A 17,554-nucleotide genomic window follows, 5' to 3' on the forward strand; every position below is an offset into this window, starting at 1 on the left:
ACGGTAGCTGATGCAGACGTTCTCTGTAACGGAGATGCTGACGGCACGCTGACGGTAGTTGCTGACGGTGGTACTGCACCATACACTTACGCATGGAGCAACGGACAGACCGACGCTACGGCAACTGGCCTGGTAGCTGGCACTTACACGGTGACGGTAACTGACGCCAACGGTTGTACGGAAACTGCAGAAGGCACGGTTAACGAGCCTACTGACGTAACGGCTACGGTAGCTGATGCAGACGTTCTCTGTAACGGAGATGCTGACGGCACGCTGACGGTAGTTGCTGACGGTGGCACTGCAGACTACACTTACGAGTGGAGCAACGGACAGACCGACGCTACGGCAACTGGCCTGGTGGCTGGCACCTACACGGTGACGGTAACTGACGCCAACGGCTGTACGGAAACTGCAGAAGGCACGGTTAACGAGCCTACCGCACTGACCCTGACGGGCACGACGGTAGAGGTTGGCTGTAACGGAGATGCTTCCGGTTCTATCGACATCACGGTCGGTGGCGGAACACCTGACTACACTTACGCCTGGTCTAACGGCGCTGCTACTGAAGACCTGTCTGATCTGACGGCTGGTACCTACAGTGTTACTGTTACGGATGCCAACGGTTGTACGATCGATGAAACCTTCGAAATCGAAGAGTCTTCAGACATTGAAGCTACGGTAGCTGACACCGACGTTCTCTGTAACGGAGACGCTGACGGCACGCTGACGGTAGTTGCTAACGGTGGCACTGCTCCATACACTTACGCATGGAGCAACGGACAGACTGACGCTACGGCAACCGGCCTGGTAGCTGGCACTTACACGGTGACGGTAACTGACGCCAACGGCTGTACGGAAACTGCAGAAGGCACGGTTAACGAGCCTACTGACGTAACGGCTACGGTAGCTGACACCGACGTTCTCTGTAACGGAGACGCTGACGGCACGCTGACGGTAGTTGCTGACGGTGGTACTGCACCATACACTTACGCATGGAGCAACGGACAGACTGACGCTACGGCAACTGGCCTGGTGGCTGACACCTACACGGTGACGGTAACTGACGCCAACGGTTGTACGGAAACTGCAGAAGGCACGGTTAACGAGCCTACTGACGTAACGGCTACGGTAGCTGATGCAGACGTTCTCTGTAACGGAGATGCTGACGGCACGCTGACGGTAGTTGCTGACGGTGGTACTGCGGGCTACACTTACGAGTGGAGCAACGGACAGACCGACGCTACGGCAACCGGCCTGGTGGCTGGCACCTACACGGTGACGGTAACCGATGCCAACGGCTGTACGGAAATTGCAGAAGGCACGGTTAACGAGCCTACTGCACTGACCCTTGAAGGTGAGTCAACCGATGTTGGCTGTAACGGTGACGCAACCGGAACAATCACCCTTACCGTAGGTGGTGGCACTGCGCCATACACTTACGCCTGGGCTGCTGCTACGGGTGTTGTCGTTGACGCGATGAACCAGACTGGCCTTGCCGCTGGTGACTATGCTGTAACGGTAACCGACGCCAACAACTGTACCATTGAAGGTACTTACACCGTCACTGAGACGGATGACCTGTCTGCTGAGATAGCTGACGCTTCAGTTGACTGTAACGGAGATGCCGATGGCGAACTCACGGTTACGGTTGAGGGTGGCACTGCGCCTTACACTTACCTCTGGTCTAACGGCCAGACGGAAGCAACGGCAACCGGCTTATCTGCTGGTGAGAATGGTGTAACCGTAACGGACGCTAACGGCTGTGAAACGACAGCAACAGGCACTGTTACTGAACCTGAAGTACTGGAAGGAAGCATTGCTACTGCAATTCTTGACTGTAACGGTGATGAGGACGGTGTACTGACAGTCACGCCAACCGGTGGTACTGCACCTTACACTTACCTCTGGTCTAACGGTGATACGGGAGCTACGGCTACTGGCTTCGCTGCTGGCGAACACGATGTAACTATCACGGACGCTAACGGCTGTGAGAGAATCGCTACTGGTACGGTCTTCGAACCTGAAGTACTGCTGGGAAGTGTGATTCCTACTCCTGCCTCTGAGCTTGACTGTAATGGTGACGCCGACGGCGAGCTGACCGTAACGGTTACTGGTGGCACTGAGCCATACACTTACCTCTGGTCTGACGACCAGACAACTGCTACGGCTACTGGCCTCGTTGCTGGTGACTACACGGTTACCATCACGGACCTTAACGGTTGTGTAACCTCTACCGGAGGTACGATCACTGAGCCTGACGCACTGACGTTGACCACTGACCAAACCGATATCGGCTGTAGCGGTGACGCTGCCGGATCCATCACCCTGATGGTAGGCGGTGGCACTGAGCCATACACTTACGAGTGGGCTGCAGCTGATGGTATCGATACGGAAGCCATGAACCAGACCAACCTGACGGCTGGTACTTACTCCGTTACTGTTACGGACGCGAACGACTGTACAATCAGTGAAACGGTTACGATTGACGAAGCAAGCACACTAGATGCAAGCATCGTTGGTACGACCGTTGATTGTAACGGAGATACTGACGGCCAGCTTACCGCAGTAGTAACTGGTGGCACGGAGCCTTACACTTACGCTTGGTCTAGCGGTGATACAGAAGCTACGGCCACTGGCCTCGCTGCAGGTACCTACACGCTGACGGTAACGGATGCTAACGAATGTGAAGTGATCACTTCGGGAACCGTTACTGAGCCAGATCCGATCGCTATCGAAGTCGCTGGTATCGTTGAACTCGAATGTAACGAGATTGACGGTGCTGCCATCGACATCACCATCACGGGTGGAACGGAGCCTTACACCTTCACGTGGACGGGAACCGGAGTCGATGTAGACGCAGAAGATCAGACTGATCTTGAAGCTGGTGCCTACTCTGTAGTAGTAACCGATGCCTTCAACTGCTCTGCTTCTGAAAGCTTCAACATTGCACCTGCGCCAGCGCTAATTGCTTCTATTGCTGATGATATCGTTTGTATCACCGCTACGGATGCCGGAACGCTCACGGCGGTAGTTGAAAGTGGCACTGGCCCTTACACTTACCTATGGGATAATGGAGAGTCTACGCCTACGGTTACTGATCTCGCGATTGGTGTTCACACCGTAACTATCACTGACGAAGCCACTGGCTGTGCTACCGTTGTAAGCGGTTCCGTACTTGGCCAGGCTGCTGCTTGTTCCGAACTGGGTAACTTCGTTTGGAACGACCTCAACGGTGACGGTCTCCAGACCGTTGGTGAGCCTGGTGTTGAAGGTGTTGTTGTAAACCTCAAGGATGAGGATGGCAACATCATCGCAAGCACTACTACTGATGAGAACGGATTCTACAACTTCTCACTACTTGCACCTGGAACCTACAGTGTTCAGTTCGTACTGCCTGACGGCTTCGAATGGGCACCACTGGGCGCAATCGCAGGTGCAAACGAAGCTTCTGACAGCGATGCAGATCCTGCCATGAATGGTATGACCGAAACGGTTGACCTGGAAGCTGGTGAGTCTTACCTCGACCTCGACGCAGGTATCATGTTCATCCCAGTCTGTGACCTCACGGCCACGGTGACGGCTGAACCTGTCTGTGACGATAATGGAACTGGCGCTGATCCTGCAGATGACTTCTACACCGTAACTATCCTGGTGGATGGTGTTAGCCCAAGTGGCCGCTGGAGAAGTAGCATCCAGGGAACTAACGGTAATCCGGTTGAAGGAGTCGTTGGAACGCCTTACACTTTCCGTCTACCTGCCGTTCAGGCGGGTGATGAGGTGGAAGACATTACGATCTTCTTCTCTGACCTGGAAGACGCAACCTGTGAAGTATCTGTTGACCACACGCCAACGGAAACTTGTTCCGATGACTGTTTGCTGCAAGCTGCCCTTACCTCTTCACCACAGTGTGATGATAATGGTACACCAACTGACCCAAGTGATGACTTCTTCACGGTCGGTGTAACGGTAGAAGGCCTGAACGGAAACGGTTCCGGATGGACAATCTACAATGCTGACAACGAAGTAGTCGGTACTGGAATCTTTGGTGAAGAAAACCCAAGTGTGGGGCCATTCACGCTCAGTGACCTAAACGACAACGACCAGTTGATCATGACGGTACGGGACAATAACAATGCTAATTGTGATTACGTCCTCCGCCCAACGATCAATACAGCTATACTGCCTTGTTCTGATGAGTGTCTGATCTCTCTCGAACTGGATGAAACTTACTGTGATGACAACGGTACGCCTACCATCGGTTCTGACGATGTATGGTATGCAGTTGTTCGGATCAACGGTGAAAACGTTGACTTCTGGACCTCTGATGCTCCTGGCGGAGGTGGTCAGAACAGAATTGACCGTTTGGTGACCTTTGGCCCATTCACGGGTGGTGATAAGATGATCACCATCATGAGTGTCAATAACGATACGGAGTGTGAGGCGGAAATTTTCCTCCCCGCTCCAGAAATGCCATGTTCTGATGAGTGTGAGATTGACGGCCAGATCCTGGATATCTTCTGTGATGATCTTGGAAACAATGATCCTACGGATGATGTCATCCGCATCCTAGTTACCGCCAACCGCGTTGGTGAGAACAACGGCGATGAGGGATGGCTCGTCCGCGAAGGCACTGACCGCCTTGATCCGGTAATTGGCGTAGGACCGATCTTCGGTAATACCTACCCCTTCACACTGGCTGCTTACGATGCTAACGGCAACCGCCGTACGGAGACTAACCTCCGTATCGAGGATGCTTCCGGCTTCTACTGTCGCGTGGATACGCTGATCGCGATCCCTGCTTGTGATCCGATCGCAGAATGTGATATCGTTGCTGAACTGAGTAATGAAACTCTCTGTAATGACAATGACACGCCATCAAATGATAGTGATGACTTCTTTACGGTAGACCTTGCAGTGACCGGTGATAATACTGGCGCAGGTTGGACGGCTACGGTAAATGGAGAAACTGTTGCTACAGGAACCTATGGTGCTGCTCCGCAGACACTAAGATTCCTGACCGGAACGGCAGATCTTACCCTGGTGGTAACGGATACGGAAAATGGTAACTGTACTGACGTACTGACCATTGAGGTTCCACCAAGCTGTCCTACGGACGAGGAGTGTGACCTTGCAGTTGCAATCATTGAAACGATCTGTAACGACAATGGCACACCGTTTAATGGTGACGATGATACGTATGACATTATGGTTCTGGCTACAGGTCTTGAAGGTGGTTACACCATCGATCTGACCTATAATACTGGTACGATTACCGCACGCGGAGTCTTTGGTGAACCTGGCCGCTTTGGTCCGATTCCGGCCGACTCTGATGTTGCTGGTACTGTAGTCCCTGATGATGTTAATTGTACTAGTATAGGTGCCCTCTTCGGTACTGCAACTGGTCCATGTACTGCTTGTCGCCTGGATGTTGTTGAACTCTCTAACGTATGTGACGACAACGGCACGGCTGATCCTTCTGATGATACCTTCACGGTATGCGTGCAAATCACCAGTGAGGAAGGCGGTGCAGGCTACATGGTAGAAAATGTACCTGTAGAAGGAACGGTCGTAGGCCTCTTCGATGAAAATGGCGTTGCAGAACGTTGCTTCACCTTCCCATCAGCTGGTGGTGATGTAACACTCCGCTTCATGGATCTTGGTGATGACCGTTGTTTCGATGACATTACCTTCGAAGCCTCTACCTGTAGCCCATGTGAGATCACTGGTGTACTGAGCAATCAGTCGGAGTGTGATGCCAACAATACACCGACTGACGGAAGCGATGACTTCTTCACCGTAGACCTTACGGTGACGGGCTTCAATACCGGTGCAAGCTGGGGAGCTTTCGTTGACGGAGAACGGATCGCAGCTGGTAGCTATGGTCAGACACAGGAACTGGAGTTCTTAACCGGAACGGGCACCTTCACCATCGAGGTGATGGATGTTGACAACGGCGACTGTATCGACGTACTGACCATTACTGCTCCTGAAAGCTGTCCTACGTTTGAACCATGTGACATTACTGCGGTACTGAGCAATCAGTCTGAGTGTAACGACAATGATACCCCAAGAGACGGCAGCGATGACTTCTTCACCGTAGATGTTATGGTAACTGGAGTTGGTACTGGTCCAAACTGGATAGCTTACGTTGACGGAGAGCGGGTTGGTGCAGGTAGCTACGGCGAGATGCAGCGACTGCCCTTCGCACCAGGAACAGGTACTTTCACTATCGAAGTGAGAGACGCTGCTGACGGTAATTGTATTGACGTACTGACCGTTACGGCTCCTGAAACTTGTGTTACGACTACTCCATGTGACATTACTGCAGAGCTGAGTAATCAGACAGGCTGTGATAATAATGGAACGGAGGAAGACGGAAGCGATGACTTCTTCACCGTAGAGCTTACCGTAACTGGTGTAGGCACTGGTGCAGGCTGGACGACAACTGTTGACGGCCAGACCATCACCGGAGACTACGGTGTAACGGAAGTATTGACCATCTCAACTGGATTGGGTACGTTCAATATCGAAGTGATGGACGTTGACAGTGTTAGCTGTATCGCCGTACTGCCGATTACTGCTCCTGAAAGCTGTGTTACCGGAACGGTTGGTATTGACTGTCCGATCAGCAACCACTACTGCCCAATCCTTGAGGAGAACATCATGCTCTTCCCAATGGACCACTTTGATTGTGTTGCCAACTTTGACGTTGCTATTCCAGTCGTAACGAATGTATGTTCTGAAAACTGGACGCTGCTGACGCAGATCGTTGACCTTGACGGTACCGTAATTGCTACCATTGAAAATGACGAAGCTGACCGCAACGTAACGCTTGAAGCAGGTGACTACTTCATCCGCTACACCGTAACGGACGACTGTGGTAACACGGGTACACAAGACTGTAGAATCCGCGTGGCGGATACACAGGAGCCTGCTGCTATCTGTATCAGCGACATCAACGTAAGTGTGGGTGGCTACGGCCTGGCTCGCATCTACAGCCAGATGATCGACCTGGGTAGCTACGACAACTGTGGTCTGGATAGCATCCAGGTACGTCGCCTGATCCTTGTTGATCCGGTAACCATGGATACGCTTGACACACCAGTCTGGAGTGCATGGGGACCATACGCAACGGTTGACTGCTACGATGCTGGAAGCATTGTTACCATGCAGTTGCGCGTAATGGACTTCGGTGGCAACACCAACATCTGTACGACCAACGTATCTGTTGTTGACAACACGCTGCCTTACTGTACTGGTCTGGAAGATCTCTTCCTGAGCTGTACGGAAGTATCTGCTGACTTCAACCCGAATGACACGCTGAGCCTGCAAACACTCTTCGGTGTTCCGGATGTAATTGACAACTGTGCTGCTACGGCCATCGAGCTTGACCCGATCGTTAACATCGATGAATGCTCCGGAGCCGGACAGGTTACCCGTCGCTGGTTAGCTGTTGACCGCGTAGGAAACGTAAGCGCTCAGGAATTCTTCCAGGTGATTACCATCACCCGGGATATGGGCTTCACGCTCGTAATTCCTAAGGATACGCTGACGGACTGTATCGAAGTTGCTCAAGGCTTTGAAGTACTTGGCGAAAGCTGTGCTGACCTGAGCGTTACCTTCCGTGATACTACGGTTGAAGCGACTGCTGCTGACGGCGAGGCTTGCCTGGTCATCGAGCGGACCTACACGGTTATCAACAACTGTACGTTCGACCCCGCTACGGACGAGATCCTTGAGATCAGCCGCGATGAGAACTGTAATGGTGAGGAAGGAGAATCTGTCCTCTACGCAATTGTAACGGGTGACTCTACCTTCATTGACATTGACACGGACTTCAACAACGCCCTTCCGGTTGCCGGAACGCGTGGTGATGAGTGTGACGGTGAAACGAACCGTACGGGTTACTTCCGCTCAGTAGCTAATACCGGAGCCTGGACTTACACCCAGCGGATCTCGATCTTCGATGACACGCGCCCAACGCTTGTATTCGAAGCTCCTGAAGCATTCTGTGCTACGGAAGATGGTGATTGCGATGCAATGATCAACATTCCGATCACGGTATCTGACGAGTGTACTGCTGTCGGTTCTAACTGGCTGGTACTGGTTGACCTTGGAAGAGACGGCTCTCCGGAGATGCGTCTGCCAAGCGAACTGGCTGTCCAGGGTGAATTCCCGAACTACTTCATTGAAGCTGCGCTGCCAATTGGTGAGCATACGCTGATGCTGCGTTACGTGGATGGTTGTGGTAACTCTACCGCTGCTTCCGTACCGTTCGAAGTAATTGACTGCAGTATCCCTGATCCAACCTGCTACAGTGGCCTGATTGCTGACCTCGAAGAACTGGAAACTCCGGTAACCGATGAGGATGGTAACCTGGTTGAAGTAGGTGTACTGGTAGATGCCGGCCGACTGGCTAGCTGTAACATCGAAGACTGTAGTGGTGCTCTCCGCTTCTCCGTCAACCGTGTTGGTGATACGGTAAACATTGACAGCACGACAGTTCTACTGACCTGTGAAGACCGTTACCGCGTAGACCTTGAAGTCTACATGTGGGACGGTGCCTTCAACCCGAACGCTGTTCAGCCTGACGGCACCATTGGTGGCCCGAACTGGAAGATGTGTGTGGTTGAAGTACTCGTACAGGATCCGAAGGAACTCTGTGACGACTGTAACGCTGACGGTTCTCTAACCCTGGGTGGTAATGTTACTACCTTCCGTGGTGTGGTTCTGCCAAACGTTGAAGTTGAACTGAATGGTGATAACGACGGCTTCGAGCTGACCAACGACGATGGCAAGTATGCCTTCTCCGGTGTTGATGCTGGAAACTACGTGATCAAGCCTTACAAAGAGGACGATGCCACGAACGGTGTGTCTACGATTGATGAATTGATCCTCCAGCGTCACCTCCTCGGTATCGCTCCGATCACTGATCCTTACGTATTCATGGCTGCTGACCTTAACGGAAGCGGAACCATTACCGTACTGGACCGTCTGCTGCTGCGCAACATTATCCTTGGTAATACGGAAGTACTGCCAGGAAATGAAAGCTGGCGCTTCGTACCTGCCCGCTACATGGAACAGGCCGGAGCAGAGCTTGCCAGCATGATGGATGCACCTCGTGAGATCAAGCTGAGTGAAGTTGAAGCCTGTAACCTGGGCCATGACTTCGTAGCCATCAAGCTTGGTGATCTGAACAACTCCGTATTCATTGAGAACACGATCGGGCATATCCTTAATGGTACCCGTGGAAGAAGTTCCAATGAAACGCACCCACTGGAAATCGAAGAGCACCGTCTGCGTGGCGGTGACCTCTTCGACCTTCCGGTTCGGTCCGGTGATCTCCAGCGACTGGAGGGTATGCAGTTTACGCTTGCCTTCGATCAGGATGCTGTTCAGATTGAGGAAGTTGTTCCCGGACTCTTAGCTACTGACCAAATGGGACTTAGCCAGGTGGAACGAGGACTTGTATCCGCCAGCTGGACCAGAGAGAACGATTCCGTTCAGGACGAAGAGATTCTCTTTACCGTTCGGGTTCGTGTACTGAGTAATGTTTCTGTAAGTGAGGTCGTGTCTTTCGAAGACAACCCAACCTTCACGGAAGCTTACCTCCGCGAGACGGAAGAGTTGATGGGGCTTTACCTGAACTTCCCGCAAGGAACGGAAGCTCCATTCAACCCTGAAATTGTTACCGGAGAAGAAGCCGGGTTTGAGCTCGAAGCTGCTTTAGAGCAGAACTTCCCGAATCCGTTCATCACTGAAACGACAATTTCCTTCCACTTACCAGAAGCTGGTGAAGCAACCCTGAGTATCTATGATCTTAACGGTCGGGTGCTTAAGGACTTCTCCGGTGAGTTCAACCAAGGTGTAAACTCTGTGAAGCTTAACGCCAGAGATTACGCTGCAGGAACGTTGGTTTATACGCTGAATTACAAAGGTCAACTCCTTACCCGGACGATGATTCGGCACTAAAAATAGTGCTTTTGTAACCAGTCTTTAGCGACTGAAAGAAAGGGAGAATAGCACGCTTGCTGTTCTCCCTTTTATATCAGACAGATTATTAGTAACTTCGTGTACTACTTCAGCCTACACACAGAGTTATTTGATTTTTCGTTATATATAATTAAGCGATTTACAGTTTAGTCTTTCCAGAATATCGCAACATACTATTTACGTGCCAGAAGAGCCCGTTAAACGCTATCAATCCCGTATTTAAGAATAAGGATAGTGTCTTTGCGGACATTTTCACGTCAGATTTAGCAACGCTTGAACAACAACATTATGTCTTTCCTAAGTACCTTAAACAAGCATCTGCTTGGGCTTTGTAGTATTTTACTAATAGCCTGCGGATTATACACGCCCCTTCATGCCGAAGGGACTCCGAATCTCCGAACATCGAACGGTGATCCGGTTCTTCTATTTATAGGCTCTGATGATTTTGGGAACTTCGCCAGCTATGATGGCCCGGAGGAAAGCCGACTGAATTTTAGGATTGCTGAAGCGGGAGAAGTCGTCTATTTCGGCATGTCCCGACTCTATCAAAATTCTGGGACACCAGAAAATTTTGGTCAGTATGAATACCGGGTAAGAAGCGCAGCGGACGGCTCCATTGTATTCGGGCCAATTACCGTAAATGCTAATAATGAAAACCTAAGTACTTACGAGCAGGCCGAATTGGGCCCAGCCGTAATTACTCCTGGTGGATATCCTACTGATGGCACTTCAACTTTTGTTGCACCAGCAGCCGGTGACTACTACGTGGAGTTTGAGCAAAACCGTGCCGGGCGGGCTCGCTATATCGGCCTGTGGGACATTACAGTAACCAATAATAATGTTACTCAAAACGGACGGGTGTACTCTAAGAACTGGGCATTTCGTGTTCCAGAGCTGAACCCGGAACAACCGGAATGTGCTTTTGGTGCCGAACTGAGTACCGTATTCTACTCTTATACGGCTGACGGTTTCGTCACCATGATTGATTTTACAGACTCCGGCTTTCAGCCACTTTCTTTTAACCTGGCCTTTAACCGGACCGGACCCGGTGAGACTGGTGACCTGTTGATAGATCGTCAGTCTGTTGCTGATCAGAACAGCACTGCTAACGCTGCCGAGCACCTTATCTTCCTGTCTGAGCCTGACGCCACACTTTTCCCTGACGGGCAATGCGGTAACGTCTCGGTAACGGGAGAAATTCGTTGTCAGGGCAATGAAACTTTTTGTATTCCTCTTGTCGCTACCTTACCCGGTCAGGCTGAAATCATTCTTGATTTTAACGGGAATGGCGTTTTTGATGAAGGTCTGGATCGAATTTTTGCCTACCGTTTTACGGACATGGATAATTTGGAAGCCTGTGTTCCGTGGGACGGCATGCTTGGCACCGGTGTTCGCCCCGAAGAGGGAGCCACTGTGGATATTCTTGTAGAATACACACAGGGTGTTCAGCACTGGGCTCTCTACGACGGAGAGTTTATGAAAAACGGGTTTTGTGTAACGCCCATTCGCCCTTTGTGTGGCGATGGAGGTAGTACTCCTCTCTACTACGACGATTCGAATATCCCCGATCTTCCAGGTACCGGAGCACCACAGCGGGTGCTGAGTGGTTGTGAGTGTCGAACAGGTGTTTGTCGTACCTGGAACAACTTTGAAGCAAATGCGAACGACGCTTGTACTGTGGTTGATGCCAATACTACGGGCTACGGTGATAAGAATACGCTAAATACCTGGTGGTTCGCCTCCAGCACCAGCGCGGCCTCTTTTGATGTTCCCGTTGAAGCAACGATGCTTAATGGCCCGGAAGACCATTGTCCTGGTCAGGCAGTAGGCTTAAACCTAACGTACAATTCAGCAAATACGATTAACAGTATTGAGTGGACCGGTCCGGCTGGACCAATTGGTTCTGCTTCCGGCCAACAGAACATTATGGTAACAGAGACGGGCTTGTATACCGTTTCTGTAGTTGATGAGTTTGGCTGTGAAAGCACCTCGGAGTATACACTGATGGATGTATCCTGTATGCTCAACATCAGCATCATCAATGTTGAGTGTCAGGACAATGGAACAGATACTGACGCAACAGACGATGTTTTCTTTGCGACCATTACCGTAAGTGGAGAGAACAGTAGTGGCTTCCGGTACAATGGAGTTACCCGCCAGTATGGAGAAGAGTTTCAGATTGGGCCATTCTTTGTGATTGACGGTGACGTAACCTTTACGGCCACGGACAGTTTCTATGATTGTTGTACTGAAAGTATTACCATCCCCGCCCCGATGGCATGTAGTGATGGCTGTGCGATTACTTCCGGAGCTATTCTGGAACGAATCTGTATGGATAACGGTACGACTACGAACCCGGACGATGACCTGTACACCTTTACTATGATCGTTGATGGTGTCAACCTGAGTGACCGCTGGATTAGTGACCGGGGTGACGAAGGCGCCTACGGGGTTCCCACTACTTTTGGTCCCTGGCCGATCTCTGCAGGGACGCAAAACATGACCTTTACCGATTCTGAAGATGAGTCCTGCTCACTCGTCGTAACGGTACAGCCACCGATGCCTTGTTCCAATGAATGTGAGCTGGTCCCAACGGTGACTAATCTCGTTTGTTCTGACAATGGTACACCCTTTGACCCCAGTGACGATACGTACACTTTTGATATGTCAGTGGCGGGCTTAAATGTTCCTTCAGTAGCTTACAGTGTAGACGGCGTCGGAGCAACATTATACGACCAAACCGGAAGCTTTGGCCCATTCCCCATTAGTGGAGGAGATTTTACCTTCCTTATCGCTGACCTTGGCGGTGCTGGCTGCCAGCTGGAGTACACGCTTGAAGAAACACCTACTTCCTGCTCAGATGCTTGTGGCATTGACATTGCTGATGCAATGATTGTGTGTGATGAAGATCAGAACGTCCTCTACACTGAGGTGTTGGTCAATAACCCTAACCCTAACTCTACGGGATGGACCTCTGGTAACGGAACGGTAAACCCTTACGGAGAATTTGTCCGGGTGGGCACCATTTCACCCGGAGGATTTACGGCAACCATAACCATAGCCGATGCTGTCAACCCAGGTTGTACTTCGAGTGTTGATCTCACCTCTCAGGAAGTGTCCGTCAGCTGCCCGGATAATGCCTCAGAAGCAGGACACGCCGCCAGCTTGCAGACTTTTGGTGGAGAACTGATTGGAACCGGAGACTTTATCCCCGGTGACCAGGAGATCTGCTGGATGCAGGAAGAAACCTATGGGGGAGAGGCTCGGTACACGGAACGATTTACGCTGCAGCGTACAGCGGATGCAGACGCAAATATTGGCCTCTTTAGCTTCTACCTCTACGCTCCGGAAGGAACTCAGTTCTTGGGGGCTGTTTTCAGCCAGCCGGCAGAGGAAGCCATCGACTGCTGTAACCTGACGAACGACGGTGCTGTCGTGCCAAACCCGACGAACCCATTGTCTATGCCCGGCCTGCCCGATAACCTCCTTCCTGAAGGAATGGAGCTTCAGCAGCGGTTTTCTGTAGTGCTGCGTGCCAACCAGGTATACAGCCTGATGACCAGCAGTCGGGTTCCCGGCACCACCGGAGAATTTCAGTGGCTAATTGTTTCTGCCGACAGTGAAGAACTGGCGGTTGATCTTGCCGACGGACCTGCTCCCGCGAGCACTTTTGAAAACATCTCCGCGATCTACGACCTGCTTAACTTTGAAATAAATAGCTACCTGAATGTGAGCAGTTCTGTGGAGTTGTTCGGCGCTCCGGCGATTGACGACATTTGCGGAGACTACACCATTGCTTTCAACGATCAGACTGCTGGCACCTGCGTCAGCGCCCAAATCCAACGAAGCTTCGATGTTGACCTTGGAGACACTACGCTACTGGCCGCTTGTAACCAAACCATCCAGTTCCGTTCTCTTAGCCTGAGCGATATCAGCTGGCCGGAAAACCAACTACGTTTCGGCTGTGGCGATGAATTTCCCATGCTGGAAAACGGACACCCATCACCAGCTTACACGGGATACCCCTACGTTTATCGCGGAGGTGTTGCCACTATGCTTGATGGCAATGAGCTTGACGATCTTCGGATCGTTTACCAGGACGAAGAGATTCAACGTGCAGATGGAGGAACGGATGTAATACGTACCTGGACCGTGGCGGATATTTGCCGCTCAACAACGGCGACTTACGACCAGCTGTTCAAGCTGGAAAGCAACGGTGCCCCCTTCCTGAGCTGCCCGGTGAATAACCACTATTGCCCCATTGTCGAAGAAGATATCATGCTGTGGGCCGTAGGTGAATTTGAGTGTACTGCTGACATCACTATCCCGGCACCAGAACTCAATAATGTTTGTGATTCTACCAGCTGGACCTTCATCACCGAAGTCCTGAGAATTACCGCTGCTGGAGATACTGTTCTCTTCACTACGCTTGAGCTTGATGATGACCGGCTGATTGAAGGTCTGGAGCCAGGAGATTACCTCCTGCATTACATGGGAAGCAACCCAACGGAAACGATTGAGGACCGGTACTGCCGCATTCGCGTAGCGGATCTCACGGCTCCGGTAGCAGTTTGTAAGACAACAGTCAACCTCTCTATTCCGGGCTCCGGTGCTATTCAGGTACCCGTTCGGGTCGTTAATCAGGGTAGCTACGATAACTGTGGCATTGAAACGGAGGATCTACGCCGCCGTTTACCCGATGGCTCGCCGGATGCTGACAGCCTCGGATGGTCTTCCTGGACCCCCCGCCTCATTTTTGACTGTGAAGACGTGGGAACAGAAATTGAAGTACAGCTTCGCCTTATTGACTTTGCGGGCAACGTAAACTACTGTACCTCCTACATTACAGTGACCGATAATACAGACCCTTACTGTACCGGGCTGGACGAGCAATTCATCAGCTGTGATGATCTGCCCAATAACTTCAGCCCTACGGATACGACTCAGTTACGTATGCTCTTTGGTATGCCGGAAGTTATTGACAACTGTTCTGCAGAGGCAGTTGAGTTAACGCCTGTTGTAACCGGTGACATTTGTTCTCCGGAACGTATCCGCCGCCGTTTCCAGGCGATTGATCAGCACGGTAACAGGAGTGCTGGTACCTTCATTCAGGATATTAACGTGACGCCATCGCTTAACTACGCTATCCGCTTCCCGATGGATGCTTCCACGGACTGTACGGATCTGATTGATACACTACTGATTTCCGGAGCCGGTTGTGACTCTATCACCTTTGCAATGGTAGACATCAGCCTTCCCACGGAGGGCGACGAGTGTCGCTACATTCAGCGAAACTTCGTGGTGACCAACTGGTGTGAATGGGACGGTGTCTCCGAATCCATCCGGATTAACCGGGACGAAAACTGTAGTGGTACTGAAGGCGATGCTGAAGTATGGCTGGTCCGTACGGAAAATGGCATCTTCGTTGACGGAGATAGCGAGGCTGACAATACCTTCCCCGCAGCTGATAGCCGGGGAGCTTCCTGTGGTGGCGAAAACCCGGAAGGCTACTGGCGTCAGATTGATGAATTACCCGGCGGCCGTTACGTCTACAGTCAGCGTATCCGTATTTTTGATACGGTTGCTCCACAATTGAACCTGACGAGGATCGATACGATTTGTGTTGATACCAGCCTCTGCCGGGCTCCGGTAACCATCGGTATCAACATCGAGGATGCTTGTCAGATCGATGAAAGTGAAATCCTCATTGGCGTCGACTATAACAGCAATGGTACGGTAGAAGCTACCAGCGCACAGATCGGTACACTGGAAGGTTCTTACCCCAATTACACTTACACGGTTAATCTGCCGATTGGAGATCACCGCTTGTTCTTCACCGTAACTGATGATTGTGGAAATACCCGACAGGAGGATCACGCCATCCGGGTGAATGACTGCTATGTTCCCGCACTCGTTTGCCGCGATGATCGTATCTACAACCTGCAGCCTCTGCTGGAAGAAGGCGACGTTGACGGTGACGGAATTGTGGAAGAGGCTGCCGTTCTGGTGGAAGCTGTGGACCTGGCCCAGTGTAACTTCGAGGATTGTAGCGGAGAACTGACTTTCTCCATCAACCGGGTGGGAGAAGCCTATGACCGCAACCAGACAAGCATGTTCCTCGACTGTGATGACCGCTACGAGGTGTATCTGGAAATTTACGTCTGGGACCAGGCCGATAATCCTTTCGCCGTACAACCCGATGGATCCATCGGAGGAAACAACTGGCGGATGTGTGTGGTGAAGGTTCGTCTTCAGGACCCCAACCAGGTGTGTAACGGCTGTGAAGTTGGTGGAAACCTGACCATCAACGGAGAAGTTTCTACCATAGAGGGGATTGATATGGAAGGAGTAACGGTATTTACTGGTAGCGGTCACTCGGTCACGAATCTTTCCGGCGTTTACCAATTAGGAGTGGTTAGGGGGAGTGACATTGTCCTTAACGCTGTTATGGAAGACGAGCCACTGACTGGTCTTTCAACGCTTGATATGGTTCTTCTGGAACGCTATCTTTCGAGTGAGGAAAGCCTGAATCCCGCGCAGATTCTCTCCGGAGATGCCAATAAAGGTGGATTGGCTACATTCGATGATATTGAGCTGATACGGAAGGTATTCCTGGGTACCTCTGAGAATTACCCCGGAGGCTCTCCCTGGAGATTCATTGATGGATCCTGGGACGGTGTGTCAGAACCAGCTAGCGAAATTACCCTGACCAACCTCGACGAATGTACTTTTGGTAAAGACTTTACGGCCATTCGCCTGGGAGACGTTAACGGTAGCTATGGCGTGGACGCAGGTGCAGTGGAGGGATCGCCGAGCAATGAGGCAATCGGCCCACGAATTAACCTGAAAGCTGGCAATACTTCTTTCTCCGCTGATGAAGAAGTCAGTGTTAGCTTCAAGATTTTCCAGGGAGCGGATTACGCAGGTGGTCAGGCTGAATTACTCTGGGATGAATCCAAGCTGGAGATGATCTCCGTTAAGGAAGAGTCCTCCCTGACGGGTAATAACTTCCATACCTGGGATAATCGCGTGCGCCTGAGTTGGTCCTCTTCCCTGATGGCTGACGAAGTCATCACGGTTCGTTTCCGTACTAAAGCTGCTGGTCAGTTGAAAGATCACGTTCGTCTCGTCACGGATAACTTCTTCCAGAACGAACTGTACGCAGCCGAAGACCTTATGGTACATCCCCTCGGGCTTGTCTGGACGGAGAGAACTACCACAATTGTGGATACAGAGATAAATGATGTAGAGGGCGGCTTTGATAACAACCGGGTTGATCCGCTCATCGGTGTTACGCCTAATCCGATTCGTAATATTGGTCAACTGGGTCTTCGCCTTCAGGTTGAGCAGCAAGTCGACATCTCGATCACGGACCTTAACGGCCGCCTCATGACGAGCTCAAGCCCAACCCTTGGGTCTGGTGTTCAGTGGGTGGAAATCAACGCAGAAGACTGGCCCGCCGGAGTTTATCTCTTTACTGTGAAAACGGTGGATGGACCCCTTAGTGGAAAGATTATTCGTCAGTAATCTGATCCCAGTCTTAATCAGTGCCTTCCAAAGG

General features: G+C 51.4%; 2 protein-coding genes. Both read left to right on the plus strand.

The genetic code is table 11. From position 1 onward, the window contains the following. A partial coding sequence (locus BM123_RS09590) for an SdrD B-like domain-containing protein (protein WP_175489315.1) occupies window positions 1–9,972 on the plus strand: 9,972 nt, incomplete at its 5' end. A 309-nt stretch (window positions 9,973–10,281) separates the two neighbouring features. After that, window positions 10,282–17,520 (plus strand): T9SS type A sorting domain-containing protein, encoded by a 7,239-nt coding sequence (locus BM123_RS09595; protein WP_090167707.1) that lies wholly within the window; start codon window positions 10,282–10,284, stop codon window positions 17,518–17,520. Window positions 17,521–17,554 lie beyond the last annotated feature (34 nt).

It is taken from the genome of Neolewinella agarilytica, from assembly GCF_900110645.1.
GTDB classification, from domain to species: Bacteria; Bacteroidota; Bacteroidia; order Chitinophagales; family Saprospiraceae; genus Neolewinella; species Neolewinella agarilytica.